The sequence below is a fragment of the Stenotrophomonas terrae genome, from assembly GCF_001431465.1.
GTDB lineage: Bacteria > Pseudomonadota > Gammaproteobacteria > Xanthomonadales > Xanthomonadaceae > Stenotrophomonas > Stenotrophomonas terrae.
The window spans coordinates 15,824-32,672 of record NZ_LDJJ01000027.1; the positions used below are offsets into that span (position 1 = coordinate 15,824).

Below are 16,849 nucleotides of genomic sequence, written 5' to 3' on the forward strand. Positions count from 1 at the left end.
GCTCTCTGAGCGCCTTTGCGCCAGCGCAAAGGCCGGGGCGCGGAGCGGGGGCTGGGGAGAGGCGTGGCTTTTTCGCTCGCACGAAACAACTGCACAGCACCACAAACAAAAAGGCAGCCTTCCGGCTGCCTTTCATACGCACCAAGCCCAGCAAACAACACCAGGCTCCGAAACTCCCAGCGCTTACTCCGCCAGCATCTTCTGCATCATCGCGCGCGCCGGCCCGGCCAGCTTCTCGTTCTCCAGCGCGAAGCGGACAGTCGCCTCGACCAGTCCCAGATGGGTGCCACAGTCAAAACGCTTGCCTTCAAAACGATAGGCATCCACCGGCTCGCTCTTCAACAGCTGCGCGATCGCATCGGTCAACTGGATCTCGCCACCAGCACCAGTGCCGGTCGCCTCCAGCAGCCCGAAGATCTTCGGACTGAGCACATAGCGGCCGACAACCGCCAGGTCGCTGGGCGCATCTTCCGGCTTGGGCTTCTCGACGATCTGGGTGATATGCCCCTTGCGACCATCAAACTTGTCGGTGGCCACGATGCCGTAACTGCCGGTCTTGTCGTGCGGCACGTCTTCCACCGCGATGATGCTGGCACCGCTGGCCTCGTTGAGGTCGGCCATCTGCTTCAAGGCACCTTCACCCCGGTTCCAGATAAGGTCATCGGGCAGCAGAACCGCAAACGGCTCGTTGCCGACAATTGCCTTGGCACAGAGCACGGCATGGCCTAGACCCAGCGCTTCGGTCTGGGTCACGAATACCGCGCGCACGCCCTTGGGCAGCACGTGGCGGATCAGCTCCAACTGTTCCTGCTTGCCGGCACGCTCGAGCTTTTGTTCCAGCTCGTAGGCCTTGTCGAAATAGTCCGCTACCGCATGCTTGTAGCGGTTGGTGATGAAGATCAAGGTGTCGCAACCCGCCTCGATCGCTTCATCGACCGCGTACTGGATCAGCGGTCGATCAATGATCGGCAGCATCTCTTTCGGTACCGTCTTGGTTGCAGGCAGGAAACGCGTCCCAAGCCCGGCAACGGGAAACACTGCTTTTTTGATACGACCGTGCATCAGTGGTTTCTTCCGACTTCTTTGGAGGTGGGGAACGGCACGATGTTGGCAGTACCCGTCTGCGCACCAACATCATTGGCTGGCAGGAATTCGGGAATCGTTGTACCCAAAATATGCCTCATCGCCTCGATATCGTAGTCCGCAACCGCCTTTCGCAGCGCGGTCACATTGCTCAATACCAGTTCTGGCGAAAACTCGCGCACACCTGCAGCCATTACCTTGGGGTGGGCCGTGGGCTGGCAGTTCTCATCTTCGTAGAACAGGCTTTCGTGCAGCTTTTCACCGGGCCGCAAGCCGGTATAGATGATTGGAATATCAACCCCGGGCTGCTTGCCTGCCAGGCGGATCATCTGCTCAGCAAGATGACGGATGAACACCGGCTCGCCCATATCCAGCATGTAGATCGCCCCGCGTGACGACGACGCTGCTGCCTGCAGAATCAGCAGGCAAGCCTCGGGGATCGTCATGAAGTAGCGGCTTACGTCCGGATGGGTAACGGTGATCGGGCCACCCTTGCGGATCTGCTCACGGAACATCGGCACCACGCTGCCCACTGAACCGAGCACATTGCCGAAGCGCACCGTGACAAAGCGGGTATGCGGAGCACGCTTGTTCAGGCTTTGGCAGATCATCTCGGCGTAACGCTTGGTCGCGCCCAGCGCGTTGGCCGGATCCACGGCCTTGTCGGTGGAGATGAAAACGAAGTTCTCGACTTTGGCTTCAATGCAGGCCGTGGCAACGCATTCGGTCGACAAGGTGTTGTTGCGCACCGCTTCGCGCAGCTGCGCCTCCAGCAGTGGCACCTGCTTGTATGCCGCCGCATGGAATACCGTATCCGGGTTGTAGCTGCGCAAGGCATGGCGGATGACGGCCGGATCACCGCAGTCGCCGAGCACGCCATGCACTTCCAGGTCCGGGAAACTTCTGCGCAGTTCGGCCTGGATATTGATCATCAGCAACTCACTGATTTCCAGCACCACGATGCGCGATATGCCGTGCCGCGCACACTGCCGGCACAACTCCGAGCCAATGGAACCACCACCGCCGGTCACCAGCACCGTGCGCCCACGCAACCAGCTGCGCAGCAGCTCCCAATCCGGCAGGATTGGCTTGCGCCCGAGCAGGTCCTCGATGGCCACTTCCTTGAGCTGACCCGGCAGCGAGCTGCCCTCGAGCACGTCCGCAAGTCGAGGCACGGTACGGAACGGCAGACCCGTGCTTTCACACAGGCCCACCACCCGCTGCATGCCGGCGGCATCCAGCGTGGGAATGGCAATCACCAGCAACTTGGCGCTGGTCTCCCTGGCCACCAGCGCAACATCATCCAAGGTTCCCAGAATCGCGGCGCCGTGTACCCAGGCACCTTGCAGATGTGGGGAATCATCCAGCAAGCCCACCGGCTCATAATCGCCGGACCGACGCAAGTCCTTGATCAGGGATTCGGCGGCCTGGCCTGCACCCAGCACCAGCACGCGCCGCGCGCTGGCATCCGAATGCATGGCCTGATAGTCCTTCCAGGCGCGGTACAACAGGCGTGGCCCGCCCAGCAACGCCGACAATGCAAACGGATACACCACCAACACCGAGATGGGGATGCCTTCCAGGCGGCGATAGGAGAACACAACAACGATCGCCAGCAGGCCGATGAACGAGGCCTTGAAGATGTTGATCAGGTCAGCAACGGAGGCAAAACGCCAAAGCCCGCGATAGAGGCCAACCCTCCAGAACGCCACCGCCTGGATGCCGACAACGACCATCGCGTCCAGCGTGAACCATGGATGCACCGGGCCGGCGTCGAGTAGCGCAAAGCGGGCCATCAGCAGCAACTGCCAGCAGAGCCACACCATGACCAGGTCGTGCAGCATCACCGCGTACCGCGGGCCACCACCTGCAAAGCGCTCGTGCCAAGATGCCATAGAAAATTCTGTCCTTATTTGAGTGCCGTGGCACGCAGGAACCCCCAGGCCGCTGCCGTAGCAGCCAGCCAGGTCACGCCCCCTGCCCACCCCCAACCTAGGGGAAGCCTTGAAAATTGCGCTGCAAGTGTAAGCCCCACAAGGGTGAAGAGGGCATAACCCAACGTAACAGCCGTGTGACTGTATTCACGCTTCACGAAACCTTGATAGAGGTGCTGGGTATGCGGCTGCATCCATGCCTCCCCTTTGAGCATGCGTGAGAGCAATGTGAAACCTGCATCAGCAAGAAACACTGCCGGCAACATCAACCAAAGCACCGGCGCTGTGTCGGTAACACTCAGGCCGAGCGCCAGCACGCCGGCCACCAGGTAACCCAGCGCGCCGCTGCCGACGTCACCCATGAAAATGCGCGCCCGCGGAAAGTTGAAAGGCAGAAACCCCGCACATCCCGCCGCCAGCGCCCAGCCGGCCAAGGCGTAGCTGCCGGGCAGCAGCAAGGCAGCCCCTAGTCCCACCAGAATCGCCTGGGTGGTCGCCAGGCCGTTGATCCCATCCATGAAATTCCAGATGTTGACCAACGACACCGCCAAGCCAAAGCAGAACACGGCCTTGAGCAGGCTTCCAGTCCCGAACCAGACAATTCCGCCGAGCAGCAGGCCGGCCAACAGGTGCACACACAAGCGCGGCAGCGCCGGCAGGGAACGGTGGTCATCCCACCAGCCGATACCCGCAACCAGCAGCAGCCCCAACGCGAACACCAGCAGCGCCGCCGAATATTCCGGCAGCAACAGCGCCCCAAGCACACAGGCCAATAACTGCGAGACGACGATGCCAATACCGCCGCCACGTGGCGTGGATACGTTGTGGCTGCGCCGCTCCCCGGGCTGGTCGATCAAGCGCCGCCAATGCGCATAGCGGATTGCCAGCCAGGTCACCGCGGCTGCGGTGATCAACACCAGCAGCAATGGCCAGTAATGCAATCCCTGCACTCAGAGCACCGCGTAGTTCAATAGCGGCTTGACCGTACCCCATTCCTTGCAGCTCGGGCACTGCCAATGATGGGTACGCGCGCCAAACCCGCAACGCGTGCAGCGATAGGCGGGGTTGCGTACCAGCAACTGGTCGGTGATGTGCTTCAGATCCTGCAGGGTCGCAACCGGATCTGCGCCCTCGGCCAGAGTCAGGTCGATCAGGGCGGACTCGCCCCGCACCGACGGCCGGTCCTTGAGCTGACGCCCCAGATAGGCACGCGCCGGCGCAGTTCCCTCCTGCTCTTCCATCAAATGGGTCAGCGCCAGGACCGGAGCGATGCCGCGATAGTGCTCGGTCATCTCCGCCAGGAACGCTCGCGCGCCGGCCAGATCACCCACATTGCGGTAGTTCTTCATCAACTGCGGCAGGATTTCCGGCAGGTAGTCCGGGTCATTACGTGCTGCCCGCTCGAAGGCCCGCACCGCGGCCTCGTCGTTGCCGAAATCACTTTCCAGGCGGCCTTCGATGATGCCTGCGCGCACACTCATCGCATCGGCCGCATTGGCCCGGTTGATGGCCGCACGCGCATCATCCAGACGGCCTGCCGCACGATAGCGCTCAGCCAGCTCGCATTCGAACTGACCAATCAACTTGCCCATCGGCTCGTCGGTCACCGCTTCGTAGCGGGTGGCGTTCTCAATCGCCTTTTCCCAGTCGCGTTCGGCCTGGTAGATGCTGATCAGGTGCTTCAATGCCTGCGGCGCACGCTGGTCCAGCTGGGCCAGCTCGCTGAACACGGTTTCGGCCCGATCCAGCAGGCCGGACTTCATATAGTCCTCGCCCAGCGCCAGCAGCGCCTGTACCCGCTGCGCATCGCTCAGATCATTGCGATTGACCAGGCCCTGGTGCAGGCGGATCGCACGATCCACTTCACCACGACGGCGGAACAGGTGGCCGAGGGCGACCTGCGTCTCAAAGGTTTCCTTGTCCAGTTCGGCGATATGCAGGAACAACTCGATGGCCTTGTCCGGCTGCTCGTTGAGCAGATAGTTCAAGCCACGGAAATAGGTACTGGAAAGACGGCTGACCTGGTTCTCGCTATGGCGTTGGCCGCCGCGGCGCCCGATTACCCAGCCGCCCAGCGCGGCGATCGGCAGGAACAGGAAAAACCAGAACCATTCACTGATGAAGGCCATCGTTGCTCAGCGTCCGTCAAAGGGAGAAGGTGCCTGCGCAGCAGGCGTGGCGGGCTCGGGCGATGCTGTGGCAGCAGCCTTGTTGGCGCGCCGCAGTTTGGCGTACATGGGTACGACCAGGCCAGCCATCACCATGCCGCCGCCGACCAATGCACCCAGCAGCAACGAAGCAATGATCGCGATACCCGAGGTGGTCTTGAGCACCCAGAACGCAAGACTGATTTCGATGGCCTGGGAGTTGAGCGAGCCGATCACCAGGCCACCTATCAACACCGCCAGCAGGACCACTAATCGAACGATCTTCATGCGCCGGCTTACTCCTGTAACAAGAGCCCGTAGCTTACCGTTCAGCGCATGAATTCGCAGCATTCAATCCGCTGCAGAACACGAACAAGGTGAATCAGGCAGGGTCGCTTTCCAGCGGCACCACCGAACTTACGCGCTCGCGCAGTTCCTTGCCCGGCTTGAAATGCGGCACATGCTTACCCGGCAACGCGACCGACTCACCCGTCTTCGGGTTGCGGCCCAGGCGCGGCGGGCGGTAATGCAGGGAGAAACTACCGAAACCGCGGATCTCGATGCGATCCCCGGAGGACAACGCCCCACCCATCATTTCCAGCAATGACTTGACCGCCAGATCGACATCATCGGCCTTCAGGTGCGCCTGGTGGCGCGCGAGGATTTCGATCAATTCGGATTTGGTCATTGCGTACTCGTCAATGGCAGGGTCTTACCCTGAAGCGGCCCGGACTGATGTCCGGGCCGCTCAGGTCACAACTACTTACAGCAGGCCGATTACTCGGACTTGTTGCCGTTCAGCTGTGCGCGCAGCAGTGCGCCCAGCTGGGTGGTGCCGCTGGATGCCGAAGAGGACTGGTATTCCTCCAGCACTTCGCGCATTTCGGCATCGTCCTTGGCCTTGATCGACAGCTGCAGGGTACGGCCCTTGCGGTCCATGCCCACGAACTTGGCTTCGACCTTGTCGCCGACCTTCAGGAACTGGGTCGCATCGTCGACGCGCTCGTTGGCGACGTCACGTGCCGAGACATAACCCTCGATGCCGTCAGCCAGCTCGATGATTGCGCCCTTGGCGTCAACTTCCTTCACGACGCCTTCGACCTTCGAACCCTTCGGGTTGGCAGCCATGTACTGACCGAACGGATCCTGCTCAAGCTGCTTGACGCCCAGCGAGATGCGCTCGCGCTCCGGATCGACGGCCAGGACCACTGCGTCCAGGGTGTCGCCCTTCTTGAAGTTGCGAACCACGTCTTCGCCGGTGGTGTTCCAGCTGATGTCCGACAGGTGAACCAGGCCGTCGATGCCGCCGTCCAGACCGATGAAGATACCGAAATCGGTGATCGACTTGATCTGACCCGAAACCTTGTCGCCCTTCTTGAAGATGGCGGCAAAGGTTTCCCACGGATTGGCAGCAACCTGCTTCATGCCCAGCGAGATGCGGCGACGCTCTTCATCAACGTCCAGCACCATCACTTCGACTTCATCACCAACCTGGACAACCTTGGACGGGTTGACGTTCTTGTTGGTCCAATCCATCTCGGACACGTGCACCAGGCCTTCGACGCCCGGCTCGATCTCAACAAACGCGCCGTAATCGGTCACGTTGGAGACCTTGCCGAACACGCGGCTGTTGGCCGGGTAACGACGTGCGATGTTGTCCCACGGATCTTCGCCCAGCTGCTTCAGGCCAAGCGAAACGCGGTTGCGCTCGCGGTCGAACTTCAGCACGCGCACGTCCAGCTCGTCGCCGACGTTCACGACTTCGGACGGATGGCGCACGCGCTTCCATGCCATGTCGGTGATGTGCAGCAGGCCGTCGATACCGCCCAGGTCCACGAATGCGCCGTAGTCGGTCAGGTTCTTGACGACACCCTTCAGGATGGCGCCTTCCTGCAGCTTGTCCATCAGCTGCTCGCGCTCTTCCGAGTGCTCGCTCTCGACAACTGCACGACGCGACACGACCACGTTGTTACGCTTGCGGTCCAGCTTGATGAGCTTGAATTCCAGCTCCTTGCCTTCCAGGTAGGCCGGGTCGCGCACGGGGCGCACATCGACCAGCGAACCGGGCAGGAATGCGCGGACATCCTTGATGTCCACGGTGAAACCACCCTTGACCTTGCCGCTGATGCGGCCGGTGATGGTTTCGTTCTTTTCCAACGCTTCTTCCAGCTCGTCCCACACCATGGCGCGCTTTGCTTTCTCGCGCGACAGGACGGTTTCGCCGAAGCCGTTCTCGATCGAGTCGAGGGCAACCTTGACCTGGTCGCCCACGCCCACGTCGATCTCACCAGCGTCGTTACGGAACTGTTCGATCGGCACGATGCCTTCGGACTTCAGGCCGGCGTTGATGATCACCACGTCGCCGCGGACATCAACGACGGTACCGATAACGATGGCACCGGGCTTCAGCTTGGCCAGATTGGCCTGACTGGCTTCAAACAGTTCTGCAAATGATTCGGTCATTAGATTTCTCAGTTGAACATATGGACAGCGGATCTGTTGCGAAAACCCGTACTGTCCAGCCTGTTGGACGACCCCATGACGGCAGCCGCATGTGAATGAAAAAGCCCACCACGCACCATTGCGCAGCGGGTTGTTGCAACATCTTTGGTGCGACTGCGATCGATCAACTGATCGCACTCAACGCAGCCAGGGTCAGGCTTCCTTGGAAACCAGACCCAGCACCTTGGCAACGACGTCGTCGATGCCAATACCGCTGGTGTCGATGAGGACGGCGTCTTCGGCCGGCCTCAGGGGCGCCACTGCGCGCTGTGCATCACGGGCGTCGCGGGCCATGATCTCACGCAGGAGGTCTTCAAAGTTAACCGAAACCCCTTTTTCTTTCAACTGTTTATGCCGCCTTTCAGCCCGCTCCTCGGCGCTCGCAGTCAGGAAAACCTTGAATGGGGCGTCCGGAAAGATGACGGTCCCCATGTCACGGCCGTCGGCCACCAACCCCGGTAAAACCCTGAATGCGCGCTGACGCTCCTTGAGCGCCGCGCGCACCTCCGGAATGGCGGCAATGGCCGAGGCCAGCGCCCCGGTGGTTTCCAGCCGCAGTTCATCGGTCGCATCGGTACCGTTGACCAGCACCCGCAGGCTTTCGCCCTGCTCCACGAACTGCACCCTGGTATCAAAGGTGCAGCGCACCAGCGCCGACGCATCCGAGGTGTCGATATCGGCCCAGCTGGCGGCCACGCCCACCGCGCGGTACAGCGCACCGGAGTCCAGGTAGTGCCAGCCCAACTGGCGGGCAACGATGCGACTGACGGTACCCTTGCCGGCCCCGGACGGGCCATCAATGGTAAGAACGGGGGGCAGCTGGCTCATCTGGAGGCCTGTCTGGAGCGAGAATCAGGCTATTCTAGCGCCCCGCACCGCCATACCGGCAGCTGTTTGCACGCAAGCACTTGAACCGGCGTGGAATTACCCGGTAGAATGGCGGGCTTGAACGGGCGTTATCCTGCATATCCGCGGCCACGCTCCTAAGATCTCCTTACTAGTATCCGCCGAGGTATGTCATGAAAGTTCTGTCCTCCCTGAAGTCGGCGAAGACCCGTCACCGTGATTGCAAGGTTGTGCGCCGTCGCGGCAAGATCTTCGTGATCTGCAAGTCGAACCCGCGCTTCAAGGCTCGCCAGCGCTGAGCCAACTGGCGCAAGCCAGCGCCTGATCCGCAAGGATCGGGTAACGTCAAAAAGCCGCCCTCGGGCGGCTTTTTGCGTAACGGGCCGAACGCAGCGCTGACGCAATGCTGAGCGAGCTCACTAAAAACGACATGAACCCGTACTTTCGGCTTCGTTTTTTGCTGTAATCGCAGCCTGTCCTCTGGGGAGATGTGACCAATGAAGCAAACCTTGAAGATTCTCGGCCTGATCGCCGCACTGGCTGCCGCACCGGCAGCACTGGCCGACACCTTGTTGATCGAGCGCGCGCAGGAAAAACCTGCCGAAGCGATTCCGACCCGCGGCCAGAGCATGGCCCAGGTGGAAGCCCGTTTCGGCGCGCCCAGCGAGCGCATGGACCCGCGCGGCGGCCAGAAGCGCCAATGGCCGACCATCAACCGCTGGGTCTACCCGGCCTTCACCGTGTATTTCGAACGGCAGCGCGTGATTGACGTGGTGGCCCGCCAGGCCAGCCCTGACGAAGTCGGCCCCAAGCCACCGATCCGCTGAGCCCTTTCCCGGCAGCAGGCCCCGGCCTGCTGCTCCCAACGCCCAACCGGGCCGACTGCATCCGAGAAGAATGAACGAAACGCTCCGCTTTCCAGCCGAATGGGAAACCCAGTCCGGCGTATTGATCGCCTGGCCGAACGCCGACACCGACTGGGCCGAACGCCTGGCCGAGGTCGAGGAAACCTACATCGCGCTGGTCAGCGCCATCACCCGTTTCCAGCCAGTGCTGATCTGCGTGGCCGATGATGACATCGAGACCTACGCGGAAATGCGCCTGCGCTCCAACCGCGTGGAGATGGATCGGGTGCGTTTCGTCACCGCCGCCTACGACGACACCTGGCTGCGCGATTCCGGCCCGATCACCCTCAAGCGTGCCGACGGCAGCTTCCAGCTGCTGGATTTCCGCTTCACCGGCTGGGGTGGCAAATTCGAAGCCAGCCTCGACGACCAGCTGGTCGGCGTGCTGGACCAGGCGCAGGTGTTCAACAACGCACAGGTGCGCAGCATTCCGTTCGCACTGGAAGGCGGTGCCATCGATACCGACGGCGCCGGCACCTTGCTGACCACCTGGAACTGCCTGCACGAACGCCACCCGGACCGTGACCGCGCCTCACTGAGCGCGGACATGGCGGCGTGGATGCAGCAGGACCGCGTGCTGTGGCTGGACCATGGCTACCTGGAAGGCGACGACACCGACGCCCACATCGACACCCTCGCCCGCTTTGCCTCGGTCGACAGCATCGTCTATCAGAACTGCGATGACCCGCAGGACTCGCACTACGCCGAGCTGCAGGCCATGGGCGCCGAACTGGCCGCGCTGCGCACCAGCGACGGCCAGCCGTACCGCCTGTTCCCCCTGCCATGGGCAGAACCGGTGCTGGACGAAGGCCGCCGCCTGGCCGCGTCCTACGCAAACTTCCTGATCATCAACGGCGCGGTGCTGATGCCCGCCTACGGTGACGTTGCAGACAACGCTGCGCGCGATGTTCTGGCCCAGGCTTTCCCGGACCGCGAAATCGTGCAGGTGCCCTGCCGCTCGCTGATCTGGCAGAACGGCAGCCTGCACTGCATCACCATGCAGCTCCCCGCCGGCCTGCTGAAGAACTAAGCAACGGCAACCGTAGTGCCGAGCCATGCTAGGCAGAGGCTTTACCGGCGAAAATAGCCGTCGACATCCCCCCTCTTCCGCCAGCGGAAGAGGGGTTCAAGCCATAACACCAAGCCACCTACGGCTGCATTTCGATCCGGCAGCATGCAAACCGGATCCGTCGCGTACATGCTCAGCCGAGCCTGGCTCGGCTCTACCCAGAGGCGGCACGAAGCGCCTACGCGCCCTGCAACGCCCTCTGTTCAGCCGCAGCCGCAACGCAGACGCACATCCGCGCTAACATGCGCGTTTTCCCCCGCAGGATCGCAGCATGAACTCGCGCAGCCCCCTTACCGTCGCTCTGGTCCAGGAGCGTAACCACGGTGATGCCGCCGCCAATCTGGCGGTGATCGACGCACGTGTGGCCGAGGCTGCTGCGCAGGGCGCCAAACTGGTGCTGCTGCAGGAACTGCACAACGGCCCGTACTTCTGCCAGCACGAGTCGGTGGATGAGTTCGACCTGGCCGAACCGATCCCCGGCCCCAGCACCGAGCACCTGGGTGCACTGGCCAGGAAGCATGCAGTGGTGATCGTCGGCTCGCTGTTCGAGCGCCGCGCCGCCGGCCTGTACCACAACACCGCCGTGGTGTTCGAGAAGGACGGCACCCTGCTGGGCAAGTACCGCAAGATGCACATCCCTGACGACCCGGGTTTCTACGAGAAGTTCTACTTCACCCCGGGCGACATCGGCTTCAAGCCGATCGATACCTCGGTCGGTCGCCTTGGCGTGCTTGTCTGCTGGGACCAGTGGTATCCGGAAGCCGCCCGCCTGATGGCGCTGGCCGGCGCCGAACTGCTGCTCTACCCCACCGCCATCGGCTGGGACCCGGACGACATGCAGGACGAGAAGAACCGCCAGCGCGATGCCTGGGTACTGAGCCATCGCGGCCATGCCGTGGCCAACGGCGTGCCGGTACTGAGCTGCAACCGCGTCGGCCACGAAGCCTCGCCGCTGGGCGCATCGGGCATCAACTTCTGGGGCAACAGCCATGTGCTGGGTCCGCAGGGTGAATTCATCGCCGAAGCCGGCACCGACCCGACCCTGCTGGTCTGCGAGATCGACCTGCAGCGCAGCGAGCACGTGCGTCGCATCTGGCCGTTCCTGCGTGATCGCCGCATCGATGCCTACGGCGATCTGCTCAAGCGTTACATCGACTGACTGGACCTGCGATGAGCCTGCAACTGCGCCCCGCAACACCGGCCGACATCCCGGCCATCACCGCGATCTACGCGGTGGAAGTCCGCGAACTGGTCAACACCTACGAGTACGAGGTGCCCGGCGAAGCGGAAATGGCGCAGCGCATGCAGGACATCACCACGCGCGGCTTCCCCTACCTCGTCGCTACCGTTGACGGCGAGGTCGCCGGCTATGCCTACGCCAACAGCTACCGTGCGCGCATCGCCTACCAGTGGACCGTGGAGAACTCGGTCTATGTGGATGGTCGCTTCCAGGGCAAAGGCGTTGGCCGCGCCTTGATGCAGGCACTGATCGACGAGTGCACCGCACGCGGCTACCGGCAGATGATCGCGGTGATCGGCGAACCAACCAATACCGCATCGATCAAGCTGCACGAACGCTTCGGCTTCGAGCTGATCGGCATCTTCCGCGGCCTTGGCCGCAAGCACGGGCGCTGGCTGGATACGGTGCAGATGCAACGCGCACTCGGCGACGGTGCCGACAGCGCCCCTTCCAATGAATGAAGCAATGACTGACTCCTCTGTTGAATCCGCCGGCGAACTGCTGGCCGGCCAGCCTGTGCGCGTGGTTGAACGCGACGGCGTGCGCTACACCCTGCTGGGCACCGCCCACGTCTCCGCTGCCAGCGTGCAGGCGGTGGAGCAAGCCATCGCCAGCGGTCAGTTCGATGCCGTTGCAGTGGAACTGGACCCGCAGCGCCTGCAGGCGCTGACCAATCCCAACGCCTTGGCACAGCTGGATCTGGTTGAAGTAATCCGCAAAGGGCGCGTAGCGCTGTTTGCCGCCAACCTGGCCCTGGCCGCCTATCAGCGGCGGCTGGCCGAGCAGCTGGGCATCGAACCCGGTGCCGAGCTCAAGCGTGCGGTGGAACTGGCCAAGGCCAGCAACCTGCCGGTGCATCTGATCGACCGCGACGTCGGCCTGACCTTCCGCCGCGCCTCACAGAGCCTGGGCTTCTTCGGCAAGATCAAGCTGGTGATGGGCCTGGGTGCCGGGCTGTTCTCTTCCGAGGATGTCGGCGAGGACGAGATCGAAAAGCTCAAGCAAGGCGACATGCTGGAATCGAGCTTCGGCGAATTCGCCAATGAAAGCCCCGCGCTGTACCAGGCCATCATCGGCGAGCGCGACCGCTACATGGCCACGCGCCTGCGCGAAGAACACAACAGCGAACAGCGCAATGTGCTGGCGGTGGTTGGTGCAGGCCATCTGGCCGGCCTGGCCCGCTATCTGGAAACCGATACCGAAGCTCCCGGCCCGTTGCGCGAGCAGCTGGAGTCGGTGCCGAAGAAGCGCAACATCCCCTGGATCACGCTGGGCATTCTGGCCATCGTGCTGGGCGGCATTGGCTTTGGCTTCTGGAAGGGCGGCATGGGCATGGGTGCTGACATGCTGCTGACCTGGGCGATGTATACCGGCGGCTTGGCAGGTTTGGGCGCCTTGTTGGCTGCCAGCCATCCGCTGAGCATCCTGACCGCGATTGTTGTCGCGCCGTTCAAGCCGTTCCGCCTGAGTATTCCTACTGGCGCATTTGCTGCGTTGGTGGAAACCCGCCTGCGCAAGCCGACCTATCAGGATTTCCTGCAGCTGCGTGATGACGCGCAGAGCGCCAAGGGCTGGTATCGCAACCGGGTCACCCGCATCGTGCTGACCTTCATGCTGACCAACCTGGGCAGCATGCTGGGGCTTTGGCTGACGGGTTTCAGCGTTTATGGCAAGTTGGCTGGGTGACGGCTTGGGGCTTTTGAAGCTGTAGGGCATCGAAAGCTTCAAAAGCTGAAGAGCTGCCCTCACCCCTACCCCTCTCTCGCACGCGGGAGAGGGGATTAGCTCTCACGCTTCTGCGTCTGCTGCGGCACCTCGGCTTACGGCCGCAAAAAGGCTTCAGGCTTTTGCTTGGGCTTTTGCTTGGGCTTTTGCTTGGGCTTTTGCTTGGGCTTTTGCTTGGGCTTTTGCTTGGGCTTTTGCTTGGGCTTTTGCTCTGGCTTTTGCTTCGGCTGTCCCCTCTCCCGCATGCGGGAGAGGGGTAGGGGTGAGGGGAGCTTTTGCTTTTGCAGTTACTGCCTCATTCGCAGCTGCATCAACCTGGCAATCAGCCCTCCGCAACAGCCCCCTGCTCCACCGGCGGCAAGCCACGGGCGCGGCGGGTCAAACGCGCCGTGCCGGTGCGCAGATCATCCAGCAGCGCATAGATGGTCGGCAGGAACAGCAGGCTGACCACCGTCGAAAACGCCAGGCCACCGGCAATCGCGCGTGCCATCGGGTAGTACGGCGGCATGCCATCGGCCGTGGTGGTGTTCAAGGCAATCGGCACCATCGCCAGGATCGCCGTACCCATCGTCATCATGATCGGGCGCAGACGCTCGCGGCTGCCTTCGATCAAGGCCTCGGTGCGCGACACCCCACGCCGCCGCAGGTTGTTGATGTGCTCGATCATCACGATGCCGTTGTTCACCACCACACCCATCAGCACCAGGATGCCAATCACCGCCATGATGTTCATCTCGGTACCGGTCAGCCAGAACAGCCAGTACACGCCATAGATCGAGAACAACACGCAGGACATGATCGCCGCCGGGAACAACAACGACTCAAACACTGCGGCCATGATCACCACCATCAGGATCAGGGCGATGAAGATCGCACTGACCATCTGGTCCATGCCGTCGAAGTTGATGTTGAAACCGGCACCGTTGAACGTATAGCCATAGCCCGGCGGGAACTGCACCTTGTCCAGGGTTTCCTCCACCGACTTGCGCGCCTGGTCCATCGGCACGTCCTTGGCCAGGCCGGCCTCGATGCGCAGCATGGTCTGGCGGTTCAGGCGCTGGATGGAGTTGGCCGCCGGATTGACGTTGACATCGACCATCGCCAGCAACGGGATTTCCTTGCCATTGGAGCTACGCACCATGAACGAGGACAGATCCTCGATGCTGTAGTTCTCCGAGCCGGAGAAACGCACGTTGACCGGAATCTCGACATCATCACGGTGGAAGTCACGCAGCGAGGAACCACGCAGCGCCATGCCCACGAACTGCGCCACCTGCTGGGCACTGAAGCCATAGGATGCGGCACGCTCGCGGTTTACCCGCACCGCAAGCTCGGCATTGGCATCGCCTACGTCCACACGCACATCGCGCAGCTTGGGGTTGCGCGCCAGTATCGGCACGATGTCATCGGCCAACTCGCGCAGGGTCTGGCTTGAATCACCGACCAGGCTGAAACGCAGCCCTCCCCCTTCACTGCCCATGCCACCGGGCCAACCGATACCGATCTTGGCACGCGCCGACTGCGGCAGCCCCTTGCGCACTTCCTCCTCGATCTTCTTGCTCTGCTCGCGGTCGTCGACGCTCAGGTACAGGCGCGTCTGTGCCCAGCCCTGCTCGGCGAAGCGACTGTAGACGCGCTTGATCTTGAACTGCTCGCGGTTGGCGTTGACGAAGTCCTCGACACGCTGCACTTCCTTGCCCATCTCTTCCTTGGAATAGGAACCCTTCCACTGGTAGAAGATGTTGATCTCATCCGGATCGTTGTCATCACCGCCGCCGGTGGTATGGGTCATCGGCCACACGCTGAGCACCGACACCAGCACGATGCCGGCGACACTCCAGCCACGGTTCTGCAGCGTCCAGCGCAGTATCCGCGCATAACGTTCCTGCAAGCGGCTGATGAAAGGCGACTTCAATGCCGGCGGGGTTTTCATCCGCGCCGACAGCATCGGAATCAGGCTCACCGCTACCAGCCACGAGGCCAGCAACGAGAACGAAATGGTCAGCGCCAGCTGGGTCAGGTAGATGGTGATGATGTTCTTCTCGCCGAACATCATCGGCAGGAACACCACGCAGTGGCACAAGGTACCGGCAGACAGCGCGATCGCCACGTGGCGGGTACCGATGATGGACGCCATCTCCGGCTTGCCGGGGTATTTCTCGCGTTCCTGGTAGATGCTCTCCACCACCACCACGGCGTTGTCGACCAGCATGCCTACCGCCAGCAGCAAACCCATCATCGAGATGATGTTCAGGCTGATGCCGGTGAAGTACATGAAGCCCAGGGTCATGATGAAGCAGATCGGGATCGCCATCGACACCATCAGTGTTGACGGCCAATGACGCAGGAAGGCGTACAGCACGATCACCGACAGCAGCAGGCCGATCGCTCCGGCCTCGGCCAGGGCAAGCAGCGAACTGGTGACTGCCTTGCCGGAGTCCCAGGCAATCTCGATGTCGACACCGCGCAGCGCCGGATCCTCGGCCAACAGCGCGACTTCCTTGGTCACAGCGCGCGACAGATCCACCAGGTTCGCCGAGCGCTCCTTGTAGATGTCCACGCCCACGCTGGGCTTGCCCTCCATGCGCCGCACATAGCTCATGCGCTGCGGCTGCAGGCTGACCTCGGCGATGTCGGACAGGCGCGTGCCACGGTTGTTGACCGGCAGGTCACGCAGCTCCTGCACCTCAAGCAGCTCACCCTTGGGCTGCACGCGCAGGCGCCGGCCGTCCTCGGTGATCTGCCCGGCTGACACGGCGAAGTTGGCCGCCTGCAGCTTCTGCACAAGATCGTTCAGCGCAACCCCGTGTGCACTGATGCGATCCTTGTCCAGGGCGATCAGCACTTCCTGCTTGGCTACGCCCTCCACTTCCACCCGGGCCACACCCGGCAGACGTTCCAGCCGCTGCTTGATGGCCCGTTCGATCATGTCAGCGCGCGCGGTCAGGTCCTCGGCACTGTTCAAACGCAGGCTGATCGCTTCCTGGTCGCTAGTGCTCCAGCGCTGCACGTAATAGCGACGGAAGTCATCCGGCAATTCGTCACGCACCGCATCGATACGCTCGCGCGCTTCGGATGCGGCCATCGCGATGTCACGGTTCCAATCGCTGAATTCGACCTGGATCTGGCCGCCCTCGGCGTTGGCGCGCGAGTTCATCGTCTTGATGCCGGGCATCGTCGCGATGGCTTCTTCCACCGGCCGCAGCAGGTTGCGCTCCACTTCTTCCGGGGTCGAGCCCGGATACGGCAGGGCGATGAAGAAGAACGGGATCGAGGCTTCCGGCTCGGACTCCAGCGGTAGCTTGAACGCGGCGATCAGGCCGATCACCACCATCGACACAAACAGCATGATGGTGGTGACGGGGCGGCGGATGGAGAGTTCGGTGATATTCATCCGA

At 62.3% G+C, this 16,849-nt stretch carries 15 protein-coding genes; 6 read left to right on the forward strand and 9 right to left on the reverse strand.

Going from position 1 to position 16,849, the window contains the following annotated elements; translation table 11 throughout:
- Positions 1-183: 183 nt before the first annotated feature.
- From galU to cmk, 8 genes are all read right to left on the reverse strand, one after another.
- On the reverse strand, positions 184-1,062 hold the full coding sequence (gene galU, locus ABB27_RS08135; protein WP_057628199.1) for a UTP--glucose-1-phosphate uridylyltransferase GalU: 879 nt from the start codon (positions 1,060-1,062) through the stop codon (positions 184-186).
- Positions 1,062-2,978: a polysaccharide biosynthesis protein gene (locus ABB27_RS08140; RefSeq protein WP_057628201.1), complete on the reverse strand. Its 1,917-nt coding sequence runs from the start codon at positions 2,976-2,978 to the stop codon at positions 1,062-1,064. The genes galU and ABB27_RS08140 overlap by 1 nt, the downstream gene beginning before the upstream one ends.
- Positions 2,979-2,992: 14 nt before the next feature.
- Complete coding sequence (locus ABB27_RS08145) at positions 2,993-3,943, reverse strand: MraY family glycosyltransferase (RefSeq protein WP_425477513.1); 951 nt, start codon at positions 3,941-3,943, stop codon at positions 2,993-2,995.
- 24 nt (positions 3,944-3,967) lie between these two features.
- Positions 3,968-5,146, reverse strand: coding sequence for a lipopolysaccharide assembly protein LapB (gene lapB / locus ABB27_RS08150; RefSeq protein WP_057628205.1), 1,179 nt, complete (start codon positions 5,144-5,146; stop codon positions 3,968-3,970).
- Between the two features lie 6 nt (positions 5,147-5,152).
- Positions 5,153-5,452, reverse strand: coding sequence for a lipopolysaccharide assembly protein LapA domain-containing protein (locus ABB27_RS08155; protein WP_057628207.1), 300 nt, complete (start codon positions 5,450-5,452; stop codon positions 5,153-5,155).
- Between the two features lie 94 nt (positions 5,453-5,546).
- Positions 5,547-5,852 (reverse strand): integration host factor subunit beta, encoded by a 306-nt coding sequence (locus ABB27_RS08160; protein ID WP_057628209.1) that lies wholly within the window; start codon positions 5,850-5,852, stop codon positions 5,547-5,549.
- 89 nt (positions 5,853-5,941) lie between these two features.
- Positions 5,942-7,627, reverse strand: coding sequence for a 30S ribosomal protein S1 (gene rpsA / locus ABB27_RS08165; RefSeq protein WP_057628210.1), 1,686 nt, complete (start codon positions 7,625-7,627; stop codon positions 5,942-5,944).
- A gap of 192 nt (positions 7,628-7,819) precedes the next feature.
- Positions 7,820-8,494, reverse strand: a complete 675-nt coding sequence (cmk, locus tag ABB27_RS08170; protein WP_057628211.1) for a (d)CMP kinase — start codon at positions 8,492-8,494, stop codon at positions 7,820-7,822.
- A gap of 191 nt (positions 8,495-8,685) precedes the next feature.
- Between cmk and ykgO the strand changes: the two genes are divergently transcribed.
- The 6 genes from ykgO (at position 8,686) to ABB27_RS08200 (ending at position 13,412) form a co-directional block, all read left to right on the forward strand.
- On the forward strand, positions 8,686-8,811 hold the full coding sequence (ykgO, locus tag ABB27_RS08175; RefSeq protein WP_057628212.1) for a type B 50S ribosomal protein L36: 126 nt from the start codon (positions 8,686-8,688) through the stop codon (positions 8,809-8,811).
- A 198-nt stretch (positions 8,812-9,009) separates the two neighbouring features.
- Positions 9,010-9,339: a hypothetical protein gene (locus tag ABB27_RS08180; RefSeq protein WP_057628213.1), complete on the forward strand. Its 330-nt coding sequence runs from the start codon at positions 9,010-9,012 to the stop codon at positions 9,337-9,339.
- 70 nt (positions 9,340-9,409) lie between these two features.
- Entirely contained in the window at positions 9,410-10,447 is a 1,038-nt protein-coding gene (locus ABB27_RS08185) for an agmatine deiminase family protein (RefSeq protein ID WP_057628214.1), read from the forward strand.
- A 310-nt stretch (positions 10,448-10,757) separates the two neighbouring features.
- Positions 10,758-11,645: a carbon-nitrogen hydrolase gene (locus ABB27_RS08190; RefSeq protein WP_057628215.1), complete on the forward strand. Its 888-nt coding sequence runs from the start codon at positions 10,758-10,760 to the stop codon at positions 11,643-11,645.
- A gap of 11 nt (positions 11,646-11,656) precedes the next feature.
- Positions 11,657-12,187 (forward strand): GNAT family N-acetyltransferase, encoded by a 531-nt coding sequence (locus ABB27_RS08195; RefSeq protein ID WP_057628216.1) that lies wholly within the window; start codon positions 11,657-11,659, stop codon positions 12,185-12,187.
- A complete protein-coding gene (locus tag ABB27_RS08200) occupies positions 12,180-13,412 on the forward strand; it encodes a TraB/GumN family protein (RefSeq protein WP_057628217.1) in 1,233 nt (410 codons plus the stop codon). The genes ABB27_RS08195 and ABB27_RS08200 overlap by 8 nt, the downstream gene beginning before the upstream one ends.
- Before the next feature lie 361 nt (positions 13,413-13,773).
- Here the strand turns inward: ABB27_RS08200 and ABB27_RS08205 are convergent, their stop codons facing one another.
- Entirely contained in the window at positions 13,774-16,845 is a 3,072-nt protein-coding gene (locus ABB27_RS08205; RefSeq protein ID WP_057628218.1) for an efflux RND transporter permease subunit, read from the reverse strand.
- Positions 16,846-16,849 lie beyond the last annotated feature (4 nt).